We start from the raw sequence: 18,002 nt of genomic DNA on the forward strand, positions 1-18,002 counted from the left end.
TGTGTTTTGTTCAAAGGGCCGCGATCGCGTCGGCCAGGGCCTGGATGGCGGTTTCATCCTGATCCCAGCGCACCACGAAGCGGGCGGCGTCAGGGCCGGAAAGCTCCCAGTCGTAGAAGCCGAAGCCCCTGGCCCTCAGCCGCTCGCGCTCGTCTGCGGTCAGCCGCAGGAACAGCTCGTTGGCGTCTGCGGGCCAAAGCAGCCGGTCCGGAACGGCTGCGGCGATGGTGGCGGCCCCCCGGTTGGCGGCGCGCGCATTTTCCAGCCAGACATCGCCTTCGATCATCGCCAGCAACTGGGCGGCGGCGAAGCGTCCCTTGGAGGGCATCAGCCCGGCGCGCTTGCGGCGGACGGGAACGGTTTCGGCGCGCGCGGGCCGGAAGAACAGCAGCGCTTCGGCCGACATGCCGCCGTTCTTGATGCAGCCGAACGAGAGGATATCCACGCCGGCCTTCCAGCTGAGGTCGGCCGGTGCGCAGCCCAGATGCGCCACCGCATTGGCAAAGCGTGCGCCATCCATGTGCACGGCAAGCCCCCGCGCCTTCGCCCAGCCGGACAGCGCCGCCACTTCATCGGGCGCATAGACGGTGCCGGCCTCCGTCGCCTGCGTCAGGCTGAGCGCGGCCGGCTGCACCTGGTGCACATCGCCGCGCCGCCGCGCGGCGGCTTCATCCAGCGCCTCGGTCGTCAGCTTGCCATGGGGCGAAGGCACCAGCATCAGGCTGCCGCCGCCGGTGTAGAATCCCACCGCGCCAGCCTCGTCCACCTCGATATGGGCTTCGTTGTGGCACCATACCCCGCCGAACGGGGGGACGCAGGCCGAAAGCCCCAGCGCGTTGGCCGCCGTGCCGCTGGGCACGGCGAAGGCGCGCACCGGTGTTCCGAACAGTTCGGAAAAGGCGCCGTCCAGCCGGGCGGACCAGTCATCCGCGTCGTAGCCGCGCGGATGCGGCCCGGCCGCGCGCGCAACAGCTTCCAGAACGGCGGGATGAACGCCGGCGGCATTGTCCGAATGGAAATCCATGCCCCGCCCTCTAGCAGCCGGACTGCGCCCGGCCATGCGGCATTTTAATCAGTCGTAGCTTTCCGGCATCCAGTCGCCGTCTGCCGGGTCCGCGAAGCGGGTGAATTCGCGCTGGAACACCAGCGGGACGGTGCCGGTGGCGCCATGCCGCTGCTTGGCGACGATCACTTCGGCGCGGCCGCGCAGCCGGTCGGCCTTTTCCAGCCACTGCTGGAACTTCTCGCTGCCGTCCTCGGGCTTCTTCGATTCGTGGTAATATTCTTCCCGGAAGACGAACAGCACGATGTCGGCATCCTGCTCGATGGTGCCGGATTCGCGCAGATCCGAAAGCTGGGGGCGCTTGTCTTCCCGGTTTTCCACCTGCCGCGACAGCTGCGACAGGGCGATGACGGGAATGTCGAGTTCCTTCGCCAGCGTCTTCAGGCCGCGGGTGACTTCGGAAATCTCGTTCACCCGGTTTTCGGAGGCGTTCTTTGCCGTGCCCTGCAGCAGCTGCAGATAGTCGACGACGATCAGCCCGATCTTCTTCTGCCGCTTCAGCCGCCGGGCGCGGGCGCGCATGGCGGCGATGGAAAGCGCGGGCGTGTCGTCGATGTAGAGCGGCAGATCGTAAAGTTCCTCGGCCGCGCGGGCCAGTTCGTTGAACTCGGCCTGGTTGATCTTGCCCATGCGCAGGTTTTCGGAGCTGATCCGGCTCTGCTCGGCCAGAATCCGGTTCGCCAGCTGATCCGACGACATTTCCAGGCTGAAAAAGGCGACCGGCGCACCCGAGGTGGGGCTGATGCCGTCGCGCTGATCCAGCTTGTAGCGCAGTGCGGTGGAAAAGGCGATGTTGGTGGCAAGCGCCGTCTTGCCCATGGCGGGGCGGCCGGCCAGGATCACCAGATCGGAATTGTGCAGGCCGCCGATCTTGTTGTTCAGGCCGTTGAGGCCGGTGGTGAGGCCGGACAGGTGCCCGCCGGACTTCATCGCCTTGGCGGCCATGCCGACGGCCTTTTTCGCCGCGCCGGCGAAATCGACCGTCGCGCCCGCGACCTCCCCCGATTCCGCGACCTTGTAGAGCGCTTCCTCGGCCGCCTCGATCTGTTTCATCGGCGCGACTTCGGCGCTGGTGTCGGTTGCGGCCTGCACCAGATCGGTGCCCACCATCACCAGCGCGCGCAGCAGGGCCAGATCATAGGTCTGCTGGGCACAGTCCCGCGCGGCGATCACGACCGTGGGATCTTCCGTCAACCGCAGGAGATAGGCCGGGCCGCCCAGTTCGGCCAGCGCCGGATCGCTTTCGAACAGCGGGCGCAGCGTAACCGGATTCGCCACCATGTTCAGATCGGCCAGGCGACGGATCTGGGCGAAGATGCGGCCGTGCAGCGGCTCGTAGAAATGTTCCTCGCGCAGTTGCAGCGTGATTTCTTCCAGCAGCCGGTTTTCCACCATCAGCGCGCCCAGAAGGGCCTTCTCCGCTTCGATGTTGAAGGGGATGCGCTGGGCTGATTCGGCGCCGGGCTGGATGAGGGAGAGGTTCGGAAGCGTTGCCATTGGCCGGGCTACATGCGCCTTTGCCCGCCGCGCGGGAAGGGGGCGATCCCGCGATTTCCGCCCGACCGTGTGGATATCAGAGCGAACAACCCGCCGGCTGTCAGTCCTTCAGCCCCAGCGCGTAGCTTGTCATCGAAAGCGAGCCCATCGTCCGGCCCTCGAACAGCGGCGCGGCGATCTCCCCGCTTTCGGCTGCAAGCCCGGCGATCGACAGCAGCGGAAGGAAGTGATCGGGTGTCGGCACGGCGGTGGCGAAATCCGGATGCCGGCCTGCTTCGAGGATGTCGCCGGGGCGTTCCTGCATCAGTGCGGCGACATCGGTGTCGAACCGGTCCGCCCAGGCTGCGCCGGTGTCGCCCGCCTGCCAGTCGATCAGGCGCAGGTTGTGCACCACATTGCCGCTGGCCAGGATCATCACGCCGCTGTCGCGCAGCGGGGCCAGCCGGGCGGCAAGCGCCAGATGGTGGCTGCCGGGCTTCGTCGCATCGATGGACAGTTGCACCACCGGCACATCGGCATCGGGGAACAGGTGGGCGAGCACGCTCCAGGTGCCGTGATCGAGCCCCCACTGTCCTTCGTCCAGCGTGACGGGCACCGGCTTCGCGATTTCGGCCACCTCGCGCGCCAGATCCGGCGCGCCCGGGGCATCATATTGAAAGGCGAACAGTTCCGGCGGGAAGCCGCGGAAATCATGGATGGTCCGCGGCTTTGCCATAGCGGTCACGGCGGTTGCGCCGATGTACCAGTGGGCGGATACGACGAGCAGGGCGCGTGGGCTGGGCAGACGCGCGCCCAGCGCGCGCCAACCGCTGGTCCAGCGGTTCAGCTCAAGCGTGTTCATCGGGCTTCCATGGCCGATGAACAGGGCGGGCATGCGGGCGGTTTCAGTATACATCTCTGCATTCTGGGCCCGATGGCAACAATCCGGAACAGAAATGATGCAAAGGCATCGTTTCAGAAAATGAAGGGCCCCGCCCGGATGATTCCGGACGGGGCCCTTTCCATCAGCTCAGGCGTGTTATTGCGCCGCAGTCTTCGTCTTTTCGGCGTCGTCCCCCGCGGCAGCGCCGGTCTTGATTTTCACTTCGACCTTGCGCTCGGAGGCAAGAGACGATTCGTCGGCCACGATGTCGCTCGGCTTGTCCAGGTCGATGCGGTCGGCCGGGATGCCGGCCGCCACCAGCGCATCGCGCACCTTGGTAGCACGATCCTTGGCGAGCTGCTGGTTGAAGGCCGGATCGCCACGCGGATCGACATAGCCGGAAACCGACAGGCGGGCGTCTTCATGTTCGTCCAGATAGGCGTCCAGCTTGGCGGATTCGGTGGTCAGCTCGTTGGTCACGTCGCTCTTGGCTGTTTCGAAATAGACGATCAGCATCGGCAGGCCATCGCGCAGTTCGCTGATCAGGCCCGAACCCGTGGGAATGACCGGCGCGGGCGCTGCGGGCGCCGGCGTCACGACCACGCCGCGCACATCCACATTGGTCGTGCGGGGCAGCGGGCACCACAGGCCCAGCAGGCAGAGCAGCGCCAGCAGGCCGGCGCCGATCAGGCCCAGCCACACGGGCAGCAGCGACGCGCCGCCGGTTGCCGTCGCCGTTGCCGTGGGCAGGGCCGAAAGCAGCCCCTGGGCGCCCACGATCGGGCCGGTGACGTCGTGGCTCTTGCGGTAGCTGGCGGTGGCGCGGGTGCCGATCACGGCGGCCGGCAGCCCGAAGAAGGCGGCCAGCTTGGTGAAATCGCCGGCCAGGATGGATTTTGCCTCGGCGATGAAGCCGGCCAGCCTGGATTCCGCGATGTTCTCGCCGGCTTCCGCCAGCTTTGCCGCCAGCGATCCCGCGTCGGCCTGTGCCAGCGCCTCGACCGATCCGACATCGGCGGCTTGCAGCCGGGCGGCGGTCGCCTCCCCGATGCCGCCAAGGCCGGTGACCGGCAGGCGCCCCGCGACCAGTTTCTGACCGACGGACAGGAACTCGGCGATCCAGCCGTTTTCCAGCAGCTTCGCCTGGAAGGGCCAGGTGGTCGGCGAGGCGATCGCAAAGGCGCTGCCCCCGGCGGCCAGGATCTTCGAAATGTCGGCCGGCGTCATCGCGGCGACCTGTGCAAAGCTGTGGATGCCGTTCTTGTGGAACAGGTCCGCGATCTGCGGCCCGACCCCTTCGATTGCCTCCAGCTGATCGGCCAGATGCGAGGTTTCGGTTTTCACCGTGACCGTCTTGCCCTCGAAATCGGCGAGGCCCAGCGCGTGCGCCGTCGAGGTCGCCGTCGATCCCAGCAGGCGGGCCAGAAGTCCGCCGAGCGCGACGCCCAGAAGCAGCCAGAACAGGATGGTCCACAGGCCGACACTGAATGCAGTAGATAGCATGGCAATTCCCCCACGATTAACCAAGACCGTGAGGTTAATCCTGTCAGTTATGTTGGCAAGCCCGTTTATCTGTCGTTCAGAAAAAGCTCGCCCTGCCTGGGATCACCCCGTGGTGGTGCGAACAGGTCGTTCCGCAGGATCGGCGCCTGTCGTTCCAGCCCGTGCCGCCGCCGCGCCGCCGAAAGCCTGAACGCCAGCAGACGGCCCCATTCCCCCTGCGGGCGCATGCGGTTTTCGAAGCGGGGGTCGTTGAGCTGGCCGCCGCGCATCGCCCGGATGGCGTTCAGCACATGATCCTTCCGGTCCGGCCGGTGCTCTGCCAGCCAGGCTTCGAACAGCGGCGCCACCTCGTGCGGGAGGCGGACAGGCTGGCAGAAGGCCCCGGTCGCGCCTGCTGCCGCCGCGGCCTCCAGGATCGATTCCAGCTCGTGGTCGTTGAGCGCGGGGATGATGGGCGACGCTGAAACGAAGACCGGAACCCCCGCTTGCGCAAGCGGGGCCATCGCCTTCAGCCGCAGGCGCGGCGCGCTGGCGCGCGGTTCCATCACCCGCGCCAGCGCCGGATCCAGCGTGGTGACGGACAGCATCACCATCGTCAGCCCCAGTCCGGCGAGCGCGGACAGAAGCGTCAGATCCTCCAGCACCCGGGCGGATTTGGTGGTGATCGAAACCGGATGTCGCGTTTCCAGGCACAGTTCCAGCACAGCGCGCGTGATGCGGAAGCGCGCCTCGATCGGCTGATAGGGATCGGTGTTGGTGCCCATCGCCAGCACCTCCGGCCGATAGCCGCGTCTGGTGAATTCGGCCCGCAGCAGCGCCGGGCCCGTCGGCTTGGCGAACAGCTTCGTCTCGAAATCGAGGCCGGGGGAAAGGTCGTGCCAGGCGTGGGTCGGCCGCGCGAAGCAGTAGATGCAGCCATGTTCGCAGCCGCGATAGGCGTTGAAGCTGCGATCGAAGGGGATGTCGGGGCTTTCGTTGCGGGACAGCGCCGTGCGCGGCCGTTCCAGCTGCACCGTCGTCCTGAGCGGCGGCAGCCCGTCCTCCTGCGCGGCCTGATCCAGCCAGTCCCCCTCCACCTCCCGCTGGGGCAGGCCGAAACGCGTGCTGAGCTGGTTGGCGGGCGCGGCCCGGCCCTTCGGAGTCGGCATGCGAGGATTGGAACAAACAGAGAACGAAAAGACAAGCCCCGCGATCGCGCGGCTTGTCCGGCCTGCTAAAGCCAGCCCTTCTTCTTGAACCACAGATAGGGCAGCACGGCTGACAGCAGCATCAGCCCCAGCGCCATCGGGTAGCCCGCCAGCCATTCCAGTTCGGGCATGTGCACGAAGTTCATGCCGTAGACGGAGGCGACCAGTGTGGGCGGCAGGAAGATCACCGCCGCAACCGAGAAGATCTTCACGATGGCGTTCTGCTCGATGGAGATGCGACCGAGCGCGGCATCCAGAAGGAAGCCGGTGTGGTTCGTCAGGTAGCTGCAGTTTTCGGACAGGCTCTGGAAGTCGCGCGTGATGGATTTCAGCTGTTCCCGACCGAGCTTGTCCGGGCGCGACAGCTGGGCCCTGCCGTTCTCCCCGGCTTCGGCGGTGCCCACCTGCAGGAAGCTGGCCGCCCGGTTCAGGGTGACCAGCGAATCATGCGCCTTGTTCAGGACGAACTGGGTGCCGCCGATCCGGCGCAGGATGGTCTGCAGGTCGGTGGTGGACAGGCGCAGGGTCTTGGGCCGATCCCGCCCGAAGATCTGCGCCGAAAGGCTGTCGATCTCTCCCCCCATCCGTTCCAGGATGTCGGCGGTGCGGTCCACGATGTTTTCCATCAGCCGGGTCAGCAGCTGGAAGGGGTTGGGCCCGGGCGCCTGCCGGGCGCAGAACTGGTCCAGCGAGCGGAAAGCGGATGGGTCGGAATAGCGCACCGTCACCAGCTGGGTCGGCGTGAGGATGAGGCTGACGGGGACGCTGGCAGGTTCCTGGCTGTCCACGCCCACCACCAGCATCACGTTCATGATCTGGGCATTGCCCTCCCGATAGACCCGGCTGGAGGCCTCGATCGCGGTCATGTCGGCCTTGTCGGGCAGGCTGATGCCCAGCGCCTGTTCCACCGCCTGCCGTTCGTGCGGCAGCGGGAAGGAAAGATCCACCCAGACCGAATCGCGGATCGCCTGCGGGGCGGGCAGGGGCTGTGTCGCGTCGCCACCGGCCGCGATGCGTTCGGGGCTGAGGCCCACTGTGGGCACATCGGGGTGGTGGATACGAAGCATCGTGCGAAGCCTAGAGGCGCCTCGGGCGCCGGGCAATGCAGCGCATCAGAAGCCGGGCGGCCTGGTCAGCCCGATGGTGCTCATCACCAGCGACTGCGCGAGCAGCACGAGCAGCCAGTGCAGCGCATCCGCCGCGGCCATGTGGCCGGGCATCCCGCGAAAGCGCAGGTTCACCATCAGGGCGGGTACCATGAAGCCCAGCCAGATCAACACGGGGGTCGCGACAGCCATCACCCAGGGCATTGCCAGCGGCGGCGCGATGATCAGCGCGCCTGCCAGGATGCAGGCGATCCAGAATTCCGCGATGGCCGAAAGAAACAGGAAGTCCACGCCGGGCCGATCCCCGGGGCGGGATACCAGAAAATGGATAAGGCCGACAAGAAGACCGACAGCAGCAGCCAGCGTGATTGGCGCCAGGTTGAGGTTGATATACTCCAAGACCCTGCTCCTCTTGCCGGGGGCTTACCGTCTTAATTCTCGTCAAGGCGTGGCATGAGTTCCACGAAATTACAAGGCGTGTGTCGATTATCCAGTTGCAGAGACAGGATTTCGTCCCATCCGTCCTTCACGGCGCCGGGGCTGCCGGGCAAGGCGAACACATAGGTGCCGCGCGCGACGCCCCCGATCGCGCGCGATTGCAGCGTGGAGGTGCCGATCTTCGCGAAACTCAGCCATCGGAACAGTTCGCCGAATCCGGGAATGATCCGGTCGCAGATCGCTTCCACCGCCTCCGGCGTCACGTCTCGCCCCGTCACGCCGGTGCCGCCGGTGGAAATGATCACGTCGACATGCGGATCCTCCACCCAGGACGCCATCTGCTCCACGATCCTGTCGGGATCGTCGGTCACGATCGCGCGATCGGCCAGCACATGCCCGGCCTTCGTGATCCTGTCGGCCAGCGTGTCGCCGCTGCGGTCGTCTTCAAAGGTGCGCGTGTCCGAAACTGTCAGCACCGCGATGCGGACGGGAATGAACGGGCGGCTTTCGTCGATCGGCATCAGCGCGTGGCCGCGGGAAAGCGTGGCCACTGGTTGGCCGCGACGGCCGCAATGATCTGCGCGGCGGGGGCGCGCCGGCCGGACTGCGCCGCTTCCTTTTCCTGATACAGCCAGTAGTTCCGCATCACCACTTCCACATAGTGGCGCGTTTCCCGGAAGGGGATGCTTTCGATGAACAGCAGCACGTCGCCATTGTCGCGAAGGGCCCCGTTGTTCCACTTCTGCACCGAACCCGGCCCGGCGTTGTAGGCGGCGATCACCTTGGGCAGCAGGCCCTGCGTGTGAGGACTATCGCGCAGCATTTCCAGATAGGACTGGCCGAATTCCACGTTGAACGACGGATCCGCCAGCTGTTCCGGCGTCGGGTCGAGCTCCAGCGCCTTGGCGAGATCGCGCGCGGTGCCGGGCATGATCTGCATCAGCCCCTTCGCCCCCACGCCGGACCGGGCCGAAGTGATGAACTTGGATTCCTGCAGGGCATGGGCAAACACCAGACCGCGATCCACGCGCCAGCCGCGCACCGGCCGCCAGTCCGGCGTGGGGAAGCGGGCCGACATCGGCGGCATCAGCCCCGGCGGCGGATTCTGCGCCAGCCAATATTGGGTGGCGGGCAGGTTCAGCCGCGCGGCGAGCCGGAGCACCGGTTCATAGGTGTCGTTGCCGGTCGCCGCGGCGAGGTGCCGAAGTTCCCGGTCAGCCAGGCCGAGCTGGCCGATCTCCACCAGCGCGACCGCGCGGGAAGCGCCGGGATGGCCTTTCAGCGTGGTCCAGTCGGCCTGGATGAAATCGGGCTCTCGCCAGTCGATGTTGGGTTCGAGGCCCAGGGCGTGGCTGGCGAGCAGGCCATAGAAGCCATCGCGGTCACGGGCGATGGCGGATTTCAGCCGTTCCGTCAGCAGCCACGGCCGCCCGCCCCGCACATGCGCGCGCGCCGCCCAGTAGGCGGCGGCGGAGCGCAGATCGGACGGGGCGACATAGACCTGTGATATGGCGTCGAAATGGGTGGCGGCATTGTCCCACTGGCCGGTGCGGAAGGCCGCGAGGCCTGCAACCCAGTGGCCCATCGCGGCCCATTCGCCTTGCCCGTCGGCGGCGCGGGCGCCCAGCTTCATCGCCAGCGCGTCGTCCAGCGCCAGATAGGCATCCCAGGCGGCGCGCTGCGCCCATTCGGAGCGAACCTCTGCGGACAGTTCCGGCCCGAACCGATCCAGCAGCAATTCCACTTCGGACGGATTGTCGGCCGAAATCGCGGCGCGCGCGGCAGTGGCGAAGCTCTGATCCGCTTCGTTCACGAGGCGCGCGCCACGCGGCCCCAGCGACGGCGTGAGCCGGACGGGAACCAGTTGCTTGGTGCGGGCGAGGGGGGGAAGATTCGTGGCGCCCGCCTTCCGCGCAAGGCCGGCGATCGCGTTCGCCTGCGGCGCTTCGGGGTTCTGTTCCAGGAAGGCGACAAGCCGCATCAGGCCCGCACCGGACCCTTGCGCGATCAGGATCTGCGCTTCGGCCGACGGGTGCAGCAGCCCGCGCGGCATCGCGGACAATTCTGCCGAGGCGGCGGTGATCTGCCCCTTCTCGATCGCGCGGAAGATTCGGGCATAGGCCTCTCTCTGGGCAGGCGACAGCTGGGCCGGAACCGAGCGTTCGGCAGCGCTGTAGGGCGATTTCAGCGGCGTCGCGGTGACGTCGATGGTTTCCTGCGCCGCCAGTGGGGCCGCGAACAGAAGGGTGGCGAGCAACAGACGCTTCACTGGGATATCCTGTGTTTCAGCGCCAGCAGGTCGGCCCAGGCCCGGGCCTTTTCCTCTGGCCGCCGCAGCAGATAGGCGGGATTGAAGGTGGCGAGCGCCGGAACCGGGGCGGCGGCCCCGGCGTCAACGGACAGCCAGCTTCCCCGGACACGGGTGATGGGCGCGGTTTCCCCCGCCAGCGCCTGCACCGGGTTGGCGCCCAGCAGCATCAGGTGGCGCGGTGCGGCGAGGCGGATATGGGCCCGCGTCAGCGCGATGTCCTGCGCGATATCCTCTGGCGTGGGCGGCCCGGGAATGGGCCGGCGCGGGCAGAGGAGGGCAATGTAGCAGGAGGTGCGATCGAGGCCGATGGCGGCCAGCATCCTGTCGAGAAACTGGCCCGCCGGGCCGGTGAAGGGCCTGCCCGTCTTCAGATCGTCGGCGGAGGGGGCTTCGCCCAGGATCATCAGCCCGGATTGCGGATTTCCATCGGCGAAGGGCGCGCGAGGATGGCGGGCCGCCATCTGCGCGGCGAGATCCGGCAGGGTCGTGATGGCGGTCCACCAGCCCTGTTCGACCGGGCGCGGCGGCGCCGGCTGAACCGCGGGCGCCGGTTGCGGCGGCGCGTCGGAGGCTTCGGGGGCTTCGGGGGCGCTGAACCAGGCAGTCGGCTCGTCGCTGACAATCGTGTCGACGCCGGCCAGCTTCCACCAGTCCAGAATCGAAGCGATGTCCCCCGGGGCAAGGCCCGCGGGCTGTGCCGGTGTCGCACCCAGTCCCATGGGGGGCGACAAATGACAGTGTTCATGCAACGGTCAAGGCCGGATCGGCGCGATGGATGGGATTTCGGGTTGAAAACCCATGACAGCGCGATGAATAGAGGTTGCGGTATCCCTGAACGACCAGCGGAAGAGATCGAATGAGCAATCGTGAAGCAATGCCTTATGATCTGGTGATCGTGGGCGCCGGGCCGGCGGGCCTGTCGGCAGCAATCCGGGCAAAGCAGGTCGCGGCACAAAAGGGCCTGGAGCTGTCGGTCTGCGTACTGGAAAAGGGCTCCGAAGTGGGGGCCCATATCCTGTCGGGTGCCGTGGTGGATCCCAGAGCGCTTGACGAACTGATCCCCGACTGGCGCGACCAGGGCTGCCCGATCGCGGAAACGCCGGTGACGGAAAACCATCACTGGGTGCTGACCAAGGCCACGAAATACGAGTTTCCGCACATCCTGATGCCCACGTTCATGAACAACAAGGGCACCTATACCGGCAGCCTGGGCAACCTGTGCCGCTGGCTGGCGGGGCAGGCCGAGGCGCTGGGTGTCGAGATCTTTCCCGGCTTCGCAGGTGCCGAAGTGCTGTTCCATGACGACGGATCTGTAAAGGGTGTCGCCACCGGCGACATGGGGGTGGAGCGCGACGGCAGCCATGGCCCCAATTATCAGCCGGGGCTGGAACTGCATGCCAAATACACCTTCTTCGCCGAAGGGGTGCGTGGCCACCTTTCCAAGCAGCTGATCAAGCGCTTCGATCTTGCAAAGGACAGCCAGCCGCAGGTTTACGGCATCGGCATCAAGGAGTTGTGGGACATCGATCCCGCGAAGCATGTGCCGGGCCGGGTGATCCACACCCAGGGCTGGCCGCTTTCGGATGCCTGGGGCGGCGGCTTCCTCTATCATCAGGCCAACAACCAGGTGGCGCTGGGGTTCGTGGTGGCGCTGTCCTATCGCAACCCGCATCTTTCCCCGTTCGACGAGATGCAGCGCTGGAAGACCCACCCGGCCATCCGGGCGATCCTGGAGGGCGGCCGCCGGGTTTCCTATGGTGCGCGGGCCATCAACGAAGGCGGCTGGCAGGCGGTGCCAAAGCTGACGATGCCCGGCGCGGCGCTGATCGGCTGTTCGGCCGGGTTCGTGAACGTGCCCCGGATCAAGGGCAGCCATACGGCCATGAAGACCGGCATGATGGCCGCCGAGGCCGCCGTCGAGGCGATTGCCAGCCAGCGCCAGGGCGACGAACTGACCGCCTACGCCGCAGCTTATGAAGCGAGCTGGGTGTATGAAGAGCTGCGCATGGTGCGCAACACGGAACCGCTGGTCAGCAAGTTCGGCGGCACGGTGGGCACGCTGCTGGCGGGCGCCACGATGTGGGCGGAATCGCTGGGCATCCGCATGCCGTTCACGCTGGGCCACGAGCCTGACAACACCAAGATCTGGCGCAAGGAAGCCTGCTGGCCGATCGAGTATCCGAAACCGGATGGCAAGATCAGCTTCGACAAGCTTTCCAGCGTGTTCCTTTCGAACACCAACCATGAGGAGAACCAGCCGGTTCACCTGCGGCTGACGGACCCGACCGTGCCGATCCGCATCAACCTGCCGCTGTATGATGAACCCGCCCAGCGCTACTGCCCGGCGGGCGTGTATGAAGTGGTGGGCAAGGACACGGACGAGCCGCGCTTCCAGATCAACGCGCAGAACTGCGTGCACTGCAAGACGTGCGACATCAAGGATCCGACGCAGAATATCACCTGGGTGGCGCCCGAAGGCGGCGGGGGGCCGAATTATCCGAACATGTGAGTGAAGACGGCCTGCTGAGTCGTGGCCCTCAGGTCACGGCCAGTCCGGCGGCGTTGGCTTTGCCCGCGCCTGATGCATGGTGCATGGTGCGCGCATGACAACCCTTTCCCGACGCACCCTGATGGCCGGCATGGCGGTTACCGCCAGCGCCGCCGCCACTGCCAGACCCGCTTCCGGTACCGCGCCCGGATCGATGATGGCTTATGCCGCTCCGAAGCTTGGCAAGGTGCGGATCGGCATCATCGGCGTGGGCGAGCGCGGCACGCCGATGACCGACCTGCTGCTGACGCTGGATGGCGTTGAGATCCGCGCCATCGCCGACACCGACGCCTATGTGCTGGACCGCGCGGTGGCGAAGGTGGCGGCAGCACAGGGGCGTGCGCCCGTACGCATCACCGGCAACGCGGATGCCTGGCGGCAGCTAGCCGGCCGCGACGATCTGGATGCCGTGTTCATCTTCACCCCCTGGGATCTGCACGCGCCGATGGCGCTGGCGGCGATGAAGGCGGGCAAGCATGCCTTCGTGGAAGTGCCGATGGGCGTGACCATCGACGAGCTTTGGGAGCTGGTTGAGACCAGTGAGGCGACAAAGCGGCACTGCATGATGCTGGAGAACTGCTGCTACGGTCGTGAAGAATTGATGTTGCTGAACATGGTGCGGCAGGGTCTGTTCGGCGAACTGACCCATGGCGCCGGGGCCTATATCCACGAACTGCGCGGGCAGATGCTGCGAACGGCGCGCGGCGAGGGCGTGTGGCGGCCGGGCTGGCAGACGCGGCAGCGGGGCAACCTGTATCCAACCCACGGGCTGGGGCCGGTGGCGCAATATATGAACATCAACCGGGGCGACCGCTTCGACTATCTGGTGGCGATGGACAGCCCGGCGCTGGGGATGGCGGCCTTCGCGCGCGAGCGGCTGCCGTCGGGAGACCCGCAGCGGAACTGGACCTTCGTGGCCGGCGACATGAGTTCGGCGCTGGTGAAGACCGTGCGCGGGCGGACAATATTGGTGCAGCACGACATCAACACCCCACGCCCCTATGACCGGCTGAACTATATCCAGGGCACGAAGGGGGCTTTCGGCGGTTATCCGGCGCGGATCGCCGTGGATGATGGCGGCAAGGGGCACCACAAGTGGCAGACGGACATGGCCCCCTGGGCTGCGAAATATGACCATCCCCTGTGGACGAAGCTGTCGGCGCTGGCGCTGGAGCGCGGTGGCCATGGGGGGATGGATTTCGTGATGCTGTGGCGGGTGATCGCCTGCCTGCGCGAAGGCTGGCCGGTGGATCAGCCCGTGTATGACGGTGCGGCCTGGTCCAGTCTGTTCGAGCTGACGCAGCAGTCGGTGAAGAACCGTTCCGCCGCGCAGGATATTCCCGATTTCACCCGTGGCGGCTGGCGGACCGCGGCGCGCTTCGACATCCGGCTTTGAGGCCGAGGGCAGGCCGGGGGCGTTGCGCCCCTGTCTCGCCTAGGGCAGGCGGTTGCCGGCCTCGTCCATCAGCACTTCCCGGCGGCCGACATGATCGGGCGAGGAGATGAGGCCCATTTCCTCCATCTGGTCGATCAGGCGGGCGGCCGAATTGTAGCCGATCCGTAGCTGACGCTGCAGGTAGGAGATGGTCGCCTTGCGGCTGGTCGCCACCACCTGGATCGCCTGTTGCAGCGGGTCGTCCGAGCCGCCCGCCGCGCCGCCGCGCGGGGAGCCTGGGGTGGTGCCCATGCCTTCGAAGCCGTCGGGGCCGTCGGGCTCCTCAGTGACGCTGGAGACATAATCGGGCGAGCCTTGCGCCTTCCAGTGCTTCGCGACGGCTTCCACTTCCTCGTCTGAGACGAAGGGGCCGTGGACGCGGACGCACTGCTTGCCGCCGGGCATGTAGAGCATGTCGCCCTTGCCCAGCAGCTGTTCGGCGCCCATTTCGCCCAGGATGGTGCGGCTGTCGATCTTGCTGGTGACCTGGAAGCTGATGCGGGTGGGCAGGTTTGCCTTGATGACGCCGGTGATGACATCGACCGAGGGGCGCTGCGTGGCCATGATCAGGTGGATGCCGGCCGCGCGCGCCTTCTGGGCGAGGCGCTGGATCAGGAACTCCACCTCTTTTCCGGCCGTCATCATCAGGTCCGCGAGTTCGTCGACCACGACGACGATCAGCGGCAGCGGCTCCAGCGGCAGCGAGACATCCTCGAAGACGGGCTTGCCTTCCTCGTCCCAGCCGGTCTGCACGCGCTTCACGAAGGGCTGGCCGGCCTTCTGCGCCTCCCGCACCTTTTCATTGTAGCCGGAGAGGGAGCGCACATTGATGTGCGCCATGTTCCGGTAACGCTCCTCCATCTGTTCCACCGCCCATTTGAGGGCGCGGATGGCCTTCTGCGGTTCTGTGACGACGGGGGCGAGCAGATGCGGGATGTCATCATAGACGCTGAGTTCCAGCATCTTGGGATCGATCATGATCATCCGGCACTGATCCGGCCGCAGCCGGTAGAGCAGGGACAGGATCATGGCGTTGAGGCCCACCGACTTGCCCGAGCCGGTGGTGCCGGCGATCAGCAGGTGGGGCATGGGGGCGAGATCGGCAACGACGGGGTTGCCGGAAATGTCCTTGCCCAGCACCATCGGCAGCGTGCCCGACGAGCCGTGGAAACTGTCTGCCGCGATGAGTTCGGACAGGGAGACGGTTTCCCGCTTCAGGTTCGGCAGTTCTATGCCGATCACGTTCCGGCCCGGGATCACCGCGACGCGGGCGGAAATCGCGCTCATCGAGCGGGCGATGTCGTCGGCGAGGCCGATGACGCGGCTGGCCTTGATGCCGGGCGCGGGTTCCAGTTCGTAGAGCGTGACGACCGGCCCCTGGGCGAGGCCGACGATGCGCCCCTTCACGCCATAATCATCCAGCACCGCTTCGAGCAGCCGGGCGTTCTGTTCCAGCGCGGCCTCGTCGACGGAGGCCTTCCCGCCCTTCGGCGCGGGCTTCAGCAGGGAAAGGGGCGGAAGATCGGCGCGGTCGCCCAGATCGAGGCTGCGCTGCGCATCGGGGGCCTTGCGGGGCGGCTGCGGCGGAGGGGCCGGGCCGGCGATGCGGCGCTGCGGGGCCTCCGGCTCGACATCCGGCGACGGGAGCGGGTTTGGACGGGCCTGCCGGGGCGGGGCAGGGCGCAGGGGGGCGTCTTCGTCCGCTTCATCCAGCCTATCCTCGGCGGGGGCGCGGCGGAGGCGAACGCCGCCGAACAGGGCTGCGAGTTCCGCGCGCCGGGGTTCGAGGGCGAGAACGAACAGGGTAAGGCTGCCGAGGCCGAAAAGCAGCGCGCTGCCCAGCGCCGCAAGGGCCGGGTCGAAGCCGGACGGCAGGGGGATGCGCGACACCAGATGCGCGGTGGCGAAGCCGGTGACGCCGCCAGCGCCAGCATTCAGGCTGCCAACAGGGGCGGGCCAGGCAAGGCCGAGGGCGGCTGCGCCCAGCAGGGTGGCGAGCAGCGTGAATCCGGCAGCGCGACGCAGGCGGCCGGGGTGTCGCCCAGAAAGGATTCGGGCGCCGGCAACGAGGAAGAGGGGCACGAGAAGCGCCGCAGCAAAGCCGAAACCCTGCAGCAGCAGATCGGAAATCCAGGCGCCGGGCAGACCCGCGAGATTCCGGGCCGGGCGGTCGGTGACGCTGTTAAGCGACGGATCGGCCGGATCATGGCTGAGGAGGGCGGCTGCGAGCAGAAGCCCGAGTGCGATCACGAGCAGACCGGCCGCGATGCGCAGCATCGTGCGTCCGAACGCGGACAGCCGCTGCGTGAGGCTGGGCCCGCCATCGGACCCCGGGCGACGCCACGGGGCCGCATCCATCAGCGATTGGTAGCTTGTCGCCAAAACCGAAACTCCCCGCGCGCCGGGAACGGGGCGCATGCGGGCGGGATTCTGCCCGCAGGGGAGTCGGCCGGTCAAGGGTCTGTTCCCGGTTTGTGCGGCGTTGTGGCGATGCCGCCACGCGAACGGCGGGCCCGCGCATAAAAGCGGCCCGGAACCATGGGGAGTTCCGGGCCGTGTAAGGGGAGGACTTTGGAAAGTCCCGAAGCGAGCACAGGAGCCCGAAGGCACCCGAAATTTGTTGTTCAAGAGTTGTGCCAAGTTCCGGACATATGGAAAGGGCGCACCTGGCCGCATGTTTTGCCCAAAAACACGGCAACAGGTGTCAGCATCTGACAATCTGCCCAAAAAAAGCGCAATCCTGGGGTGCGACATGCTGGGGGTTGGGGCGCCGCGCCGCCTGCGCTATCAGGCGGCATGCAAGACAAATCCCCTGCCGAGACCTTCGATTGCATCCTGGTTGGCGGCGGCCTTGTGGGCCAGACGCTGGCGATCGCGCTGGCGGCGCACGATCTTTCCGTCGCGGTCATCGAGCGGGCGGATCCGGATGCGCATATGGCGCCGGCATTCGATGGCCGGGCTTCGGCAATCGCATCCTCCACGGCGCGGATGCTGCGGGCGCTGGGATTCGGGGACCTGCTGGATGGGGAAGGCTGCCCGATCCGTGCGATCCGCGTGACAGACGGGCTTGATCCGCGCTTTTTGCATTTCGATTCCGCCGAGGCGGCGCCGGCCGAGCCGCTGGGCATCATGCTGGAAAACCGGGCGCTGCGCGGTGTGCTGCTGGCCCGGCTGCGCGCGACGCCGGGTATCCGGCTGTTCGCGCCCGCGGCCATCGCGCAGGTGACGCGAGGGGCGGACCGGGCGACCGTGGCGCTGGCGGACGGGCGGGTGCTGGGGGCCCCGGTGATCCTGGCTTGCGACGGGCGCGGATCGCAGTTGCGGCAGCAGGCGGGCATCCGCCTTGCGACCTGGCAATATGATGCGACCGCAATCGTGACGATGCTGGCGCATGAACGACCGCACAACAATGTGGCGTCCGAGCTTTTCTATTCCGACGGGCCGTTCGCGCAATTGCCGATGACGGACCTGCCGGATGGTCGCCACCGGTCCGCGCTGGTTTGGACGGTTCGCCGCGAGGATGCCGACGGGATCAAGGCGCTGTCCCCCCGCGCCATTGCGCACGAGGCGGAAAAGAAGATGGGCAGCTTCCTAGGGAAGCTGGAACTGATCGCGCCGGTGCAGTCCTTCCCGCTGAACCTGCAGCATGCGGAACGCTACTGGGCGGAGAGGCTGATCCTGGTGGGCGATGCCGCGCATGGTATCCACCCGATCGCGGGGCAGGGGCTGAACATGGGCCTGCGCGACGTGGCGGCCCTCACCGAGGTTCTGTCGGACAGCGCGCGGCTGGGGCTGGATCTGGGGCATCCCGATGTCGCCCGTCGCTATGAGCGCTGGCGACGCAGCGACAATGCGGCGACCGCGATCGCGACCGACGGGCTGGTGCGGCTGTTCGGGATTCGCGGAGGCCTCGCCACGCGGGTGCGGGCGACGGGGCTGGGAATGGTGAACCGCCTGCCGCCGCTGCGCCGGGCCTTCATGAAGATCGCGCGGGGCGAGGCGGGGGATCTGCCGCCGCTGCTGCGCGGCGAACTGGCGTAGGGGCCAAGGCG

The 18,002-nt window shown here is 67.2% G+C and carries 14 protein-coding genes; 3 read left to right on the top strand and 11 right to left on the bottom strand.

Features of this window, described 5'->3' with window-relative positions; translation table 11 throughout:
* Positions 1-10: 10 nt before the first annotated feature.
* From ACW9TV_RS06995 to ACW9TV_RS07040, 10 genes are all read right to left on the bottom strand, one after another.
* Positions 11-1,024 (bottom strand): threonine aldolase family protein, encoded by a 1,014-nt coding sequence (locus tag ACW9TV_RS06995; RefSeq protein ID WP_494302789.1) that lies wholly within the window; start codon positions 1,022-1,024, stop codon positions 11-13.
* Positions 1,025-1,072: 48 nt separating this feature from the next.
* Positions 1,073-2,560 carry a replicative DNA helicase gene (locus tag ACW9TV_RS07000; protein ID WP_494302790.1) on the bottom strand — a complete coding sequence of 496 codons (1,488 nt, stop codon included), beginning with the start codon at positions 2,558-2,560 and terminating at the stop codon, positions 1,073-1,075.
* A 100-nt stretch (positions 2,561-2,660) separates the two neighbouring features.
* A complete protein-coding gene (ygiD, locus tag ACW9TV_RS07005) occupies positions 2,661-3,455 on the bottom strand; it encodes a 4,5-DOPA-extradiol-dioxygenase (RefSeq protein ID WP_494302791.1) in 795 nt (264 codons plus the stop codon).
* 123 nt (positions 3,456-3,578) lie between these two features.
* Positions 3,579-4,925 carry a helix-hairpin-helix domain-containing protein gene (locus tag ACW9TV_RS07010; protein WP_494302792.1) on the bottom strand — a complete coding sequence of 449 codons (1,347 nt, stop codon included), beginning with the start codon at positions 4,923-4,925 and terminating at the stop codon, positions 3,579-3,581.
* 65 nt (positions 4,926-4,990) lie between these two features.
* Positions 4,991-6,073 carry a PA0069 family radical SAM protein gene (locus tag ACW9TV_RS07015; RefSeq protein WP_494302793.1) on the bottom strand — a complete coding sequence of 361 codons (1,083 nt, stop codon included), beginning with the start codon at positions 6,071-6,073 and terminating at the stop codon, positions 4,991-4,993.
* A 65-nt stretch (positions 6,074-6,138) separates the two neighbouring features.
* Positions 6,139-7,179, bottom strand: a complete 1,041-nt coding sequence (locus ACW9TV_RS07020; protein ID WP_494302794.1) for a magnesium transporter CorA family protein — start codon at positions 7,177-7,179, stop codon at positions 6,139-6,141.
* Between the two features lie 45 nt (positions 7,180-7,224).
* Entirely contained in the window at positions 7,225-7,617 is a 393-nt protein-coding gene (locus ACW9TV_RS07025; protein ID WP_494302795.1) for a hypothetical protein, read from the bottom strand.
* 32 nt (positions 7,618-7,649) lie between these two features.
* Entirely contained in the window at positions 7,650-8,177 is a 528-nt protein-coding gene (gene moaB / locus ACW9TV_RS07030) for a molybdenum cofactor biosynthesis protein B (protein ID WP_494302796.1), read from the bottom strand.
* Positions 8,177-9,925, bottom strand: coding sequence for a lytic transglycosylase domain-containing protein (locus ACW9TV_RS07035; RefSeq protein ID WP_494302797.1), 1,749 nt, complete (start codon positions 9,923-9,925; stop codon positions 8,177-8,179). Before ACW9TV_RS07035 ends, moaB begins: the two co-directional genes overlap by 1 nt.
* Positions 9,922-10,686 (bottom strand): uracil-DNA glycosylase, encoded by a 765-nt coding sequence (locus ACW9TV_RS07040; RefSeq protein ID WP_494302798.1) that lies wholly within the window; start codon positions 10,684-10,686, stop codon positions 9,922-9,924. The genes ACW9TV_RS07035 and ACW9TV_RS07040 overlap by 4 nt, the downstream gene beginning before the upstream one ends.
* Positions 10,687-10,823: 137 nt before the next feature.
* On the opposite strand from ACW9TV_RS07040, the gene ACW9TV_RS07045 reads away from it, so the two are divergent.
* The gene (locus ACW9TV_RS07045) at positions 10,824-12,476 is read left to right on the top strand and encodes an electron transfer flavoprotein-ubiquinone oxidoreductase (protein WP_494302799.1); all 1,653 of its coding nucleotides are present in this window, start codon (positions 10,824-10,826) and stop codon (positions 12,474-12,476) included.
* A gap of 94 nt (positions 12,477-12,570) precedes the next feature.
* Positions 12,571-13,911 carry a Gfo/Idh/MocA family protein gene (locus tag ACW9TV_RS07050; protein WP_494302800.1) on the top strand — a complete coding sequence of 447 codons (1,341 nt, stop codon included), beginning with the start codon at positions 12,571-12,573 and terminating at the stop codon, positions 13,909-13,911.
* A 39-nt stretch (positions 13,912-13,950) separates the two neighbouring features.
* Here ACW9TV_RS07050 and ACW9TV_RS07055 read toward each other — a convergent pair whose 3' ends face one another.
* Positions 13,951-16,227 carry an FtsK/SpoIIIE family DNA translocase gene (locus ACW9TV_RS07055; RefSeq protein ID WP_494305053.1) on the bottom strand — a complete coding sequence of 759 codons (2,277 nt, stop codon included), beginning with the start codon at positions 16,225-16,227 and terminating at the stop codon, positions 13,951-13,953.
* A 519-nt stretch (positions 16,228-16,746) separates the two neighbouring features.
* Here ACW9TV_RS07055 and ACW9TV_RS07060 point away from each other — a divergent pair.
* A complete protein-coding gene (locus ACW9TV_RS07060; protein ID WP_494302801.1) occupies positions 16,747-17,991 on the top strand; it encodes a UbiH/UbiF/VisC/COQ6 family ubiquinone biosynthesis hydroxylase in 1,245 nt (414 codons plus the stop codon).
* Positions 17,992-18,002: the final 11 nt, after the last annotated feature.

Source organism: Sandaracinobacter sp. T42, from assembly GCF_059115405.1.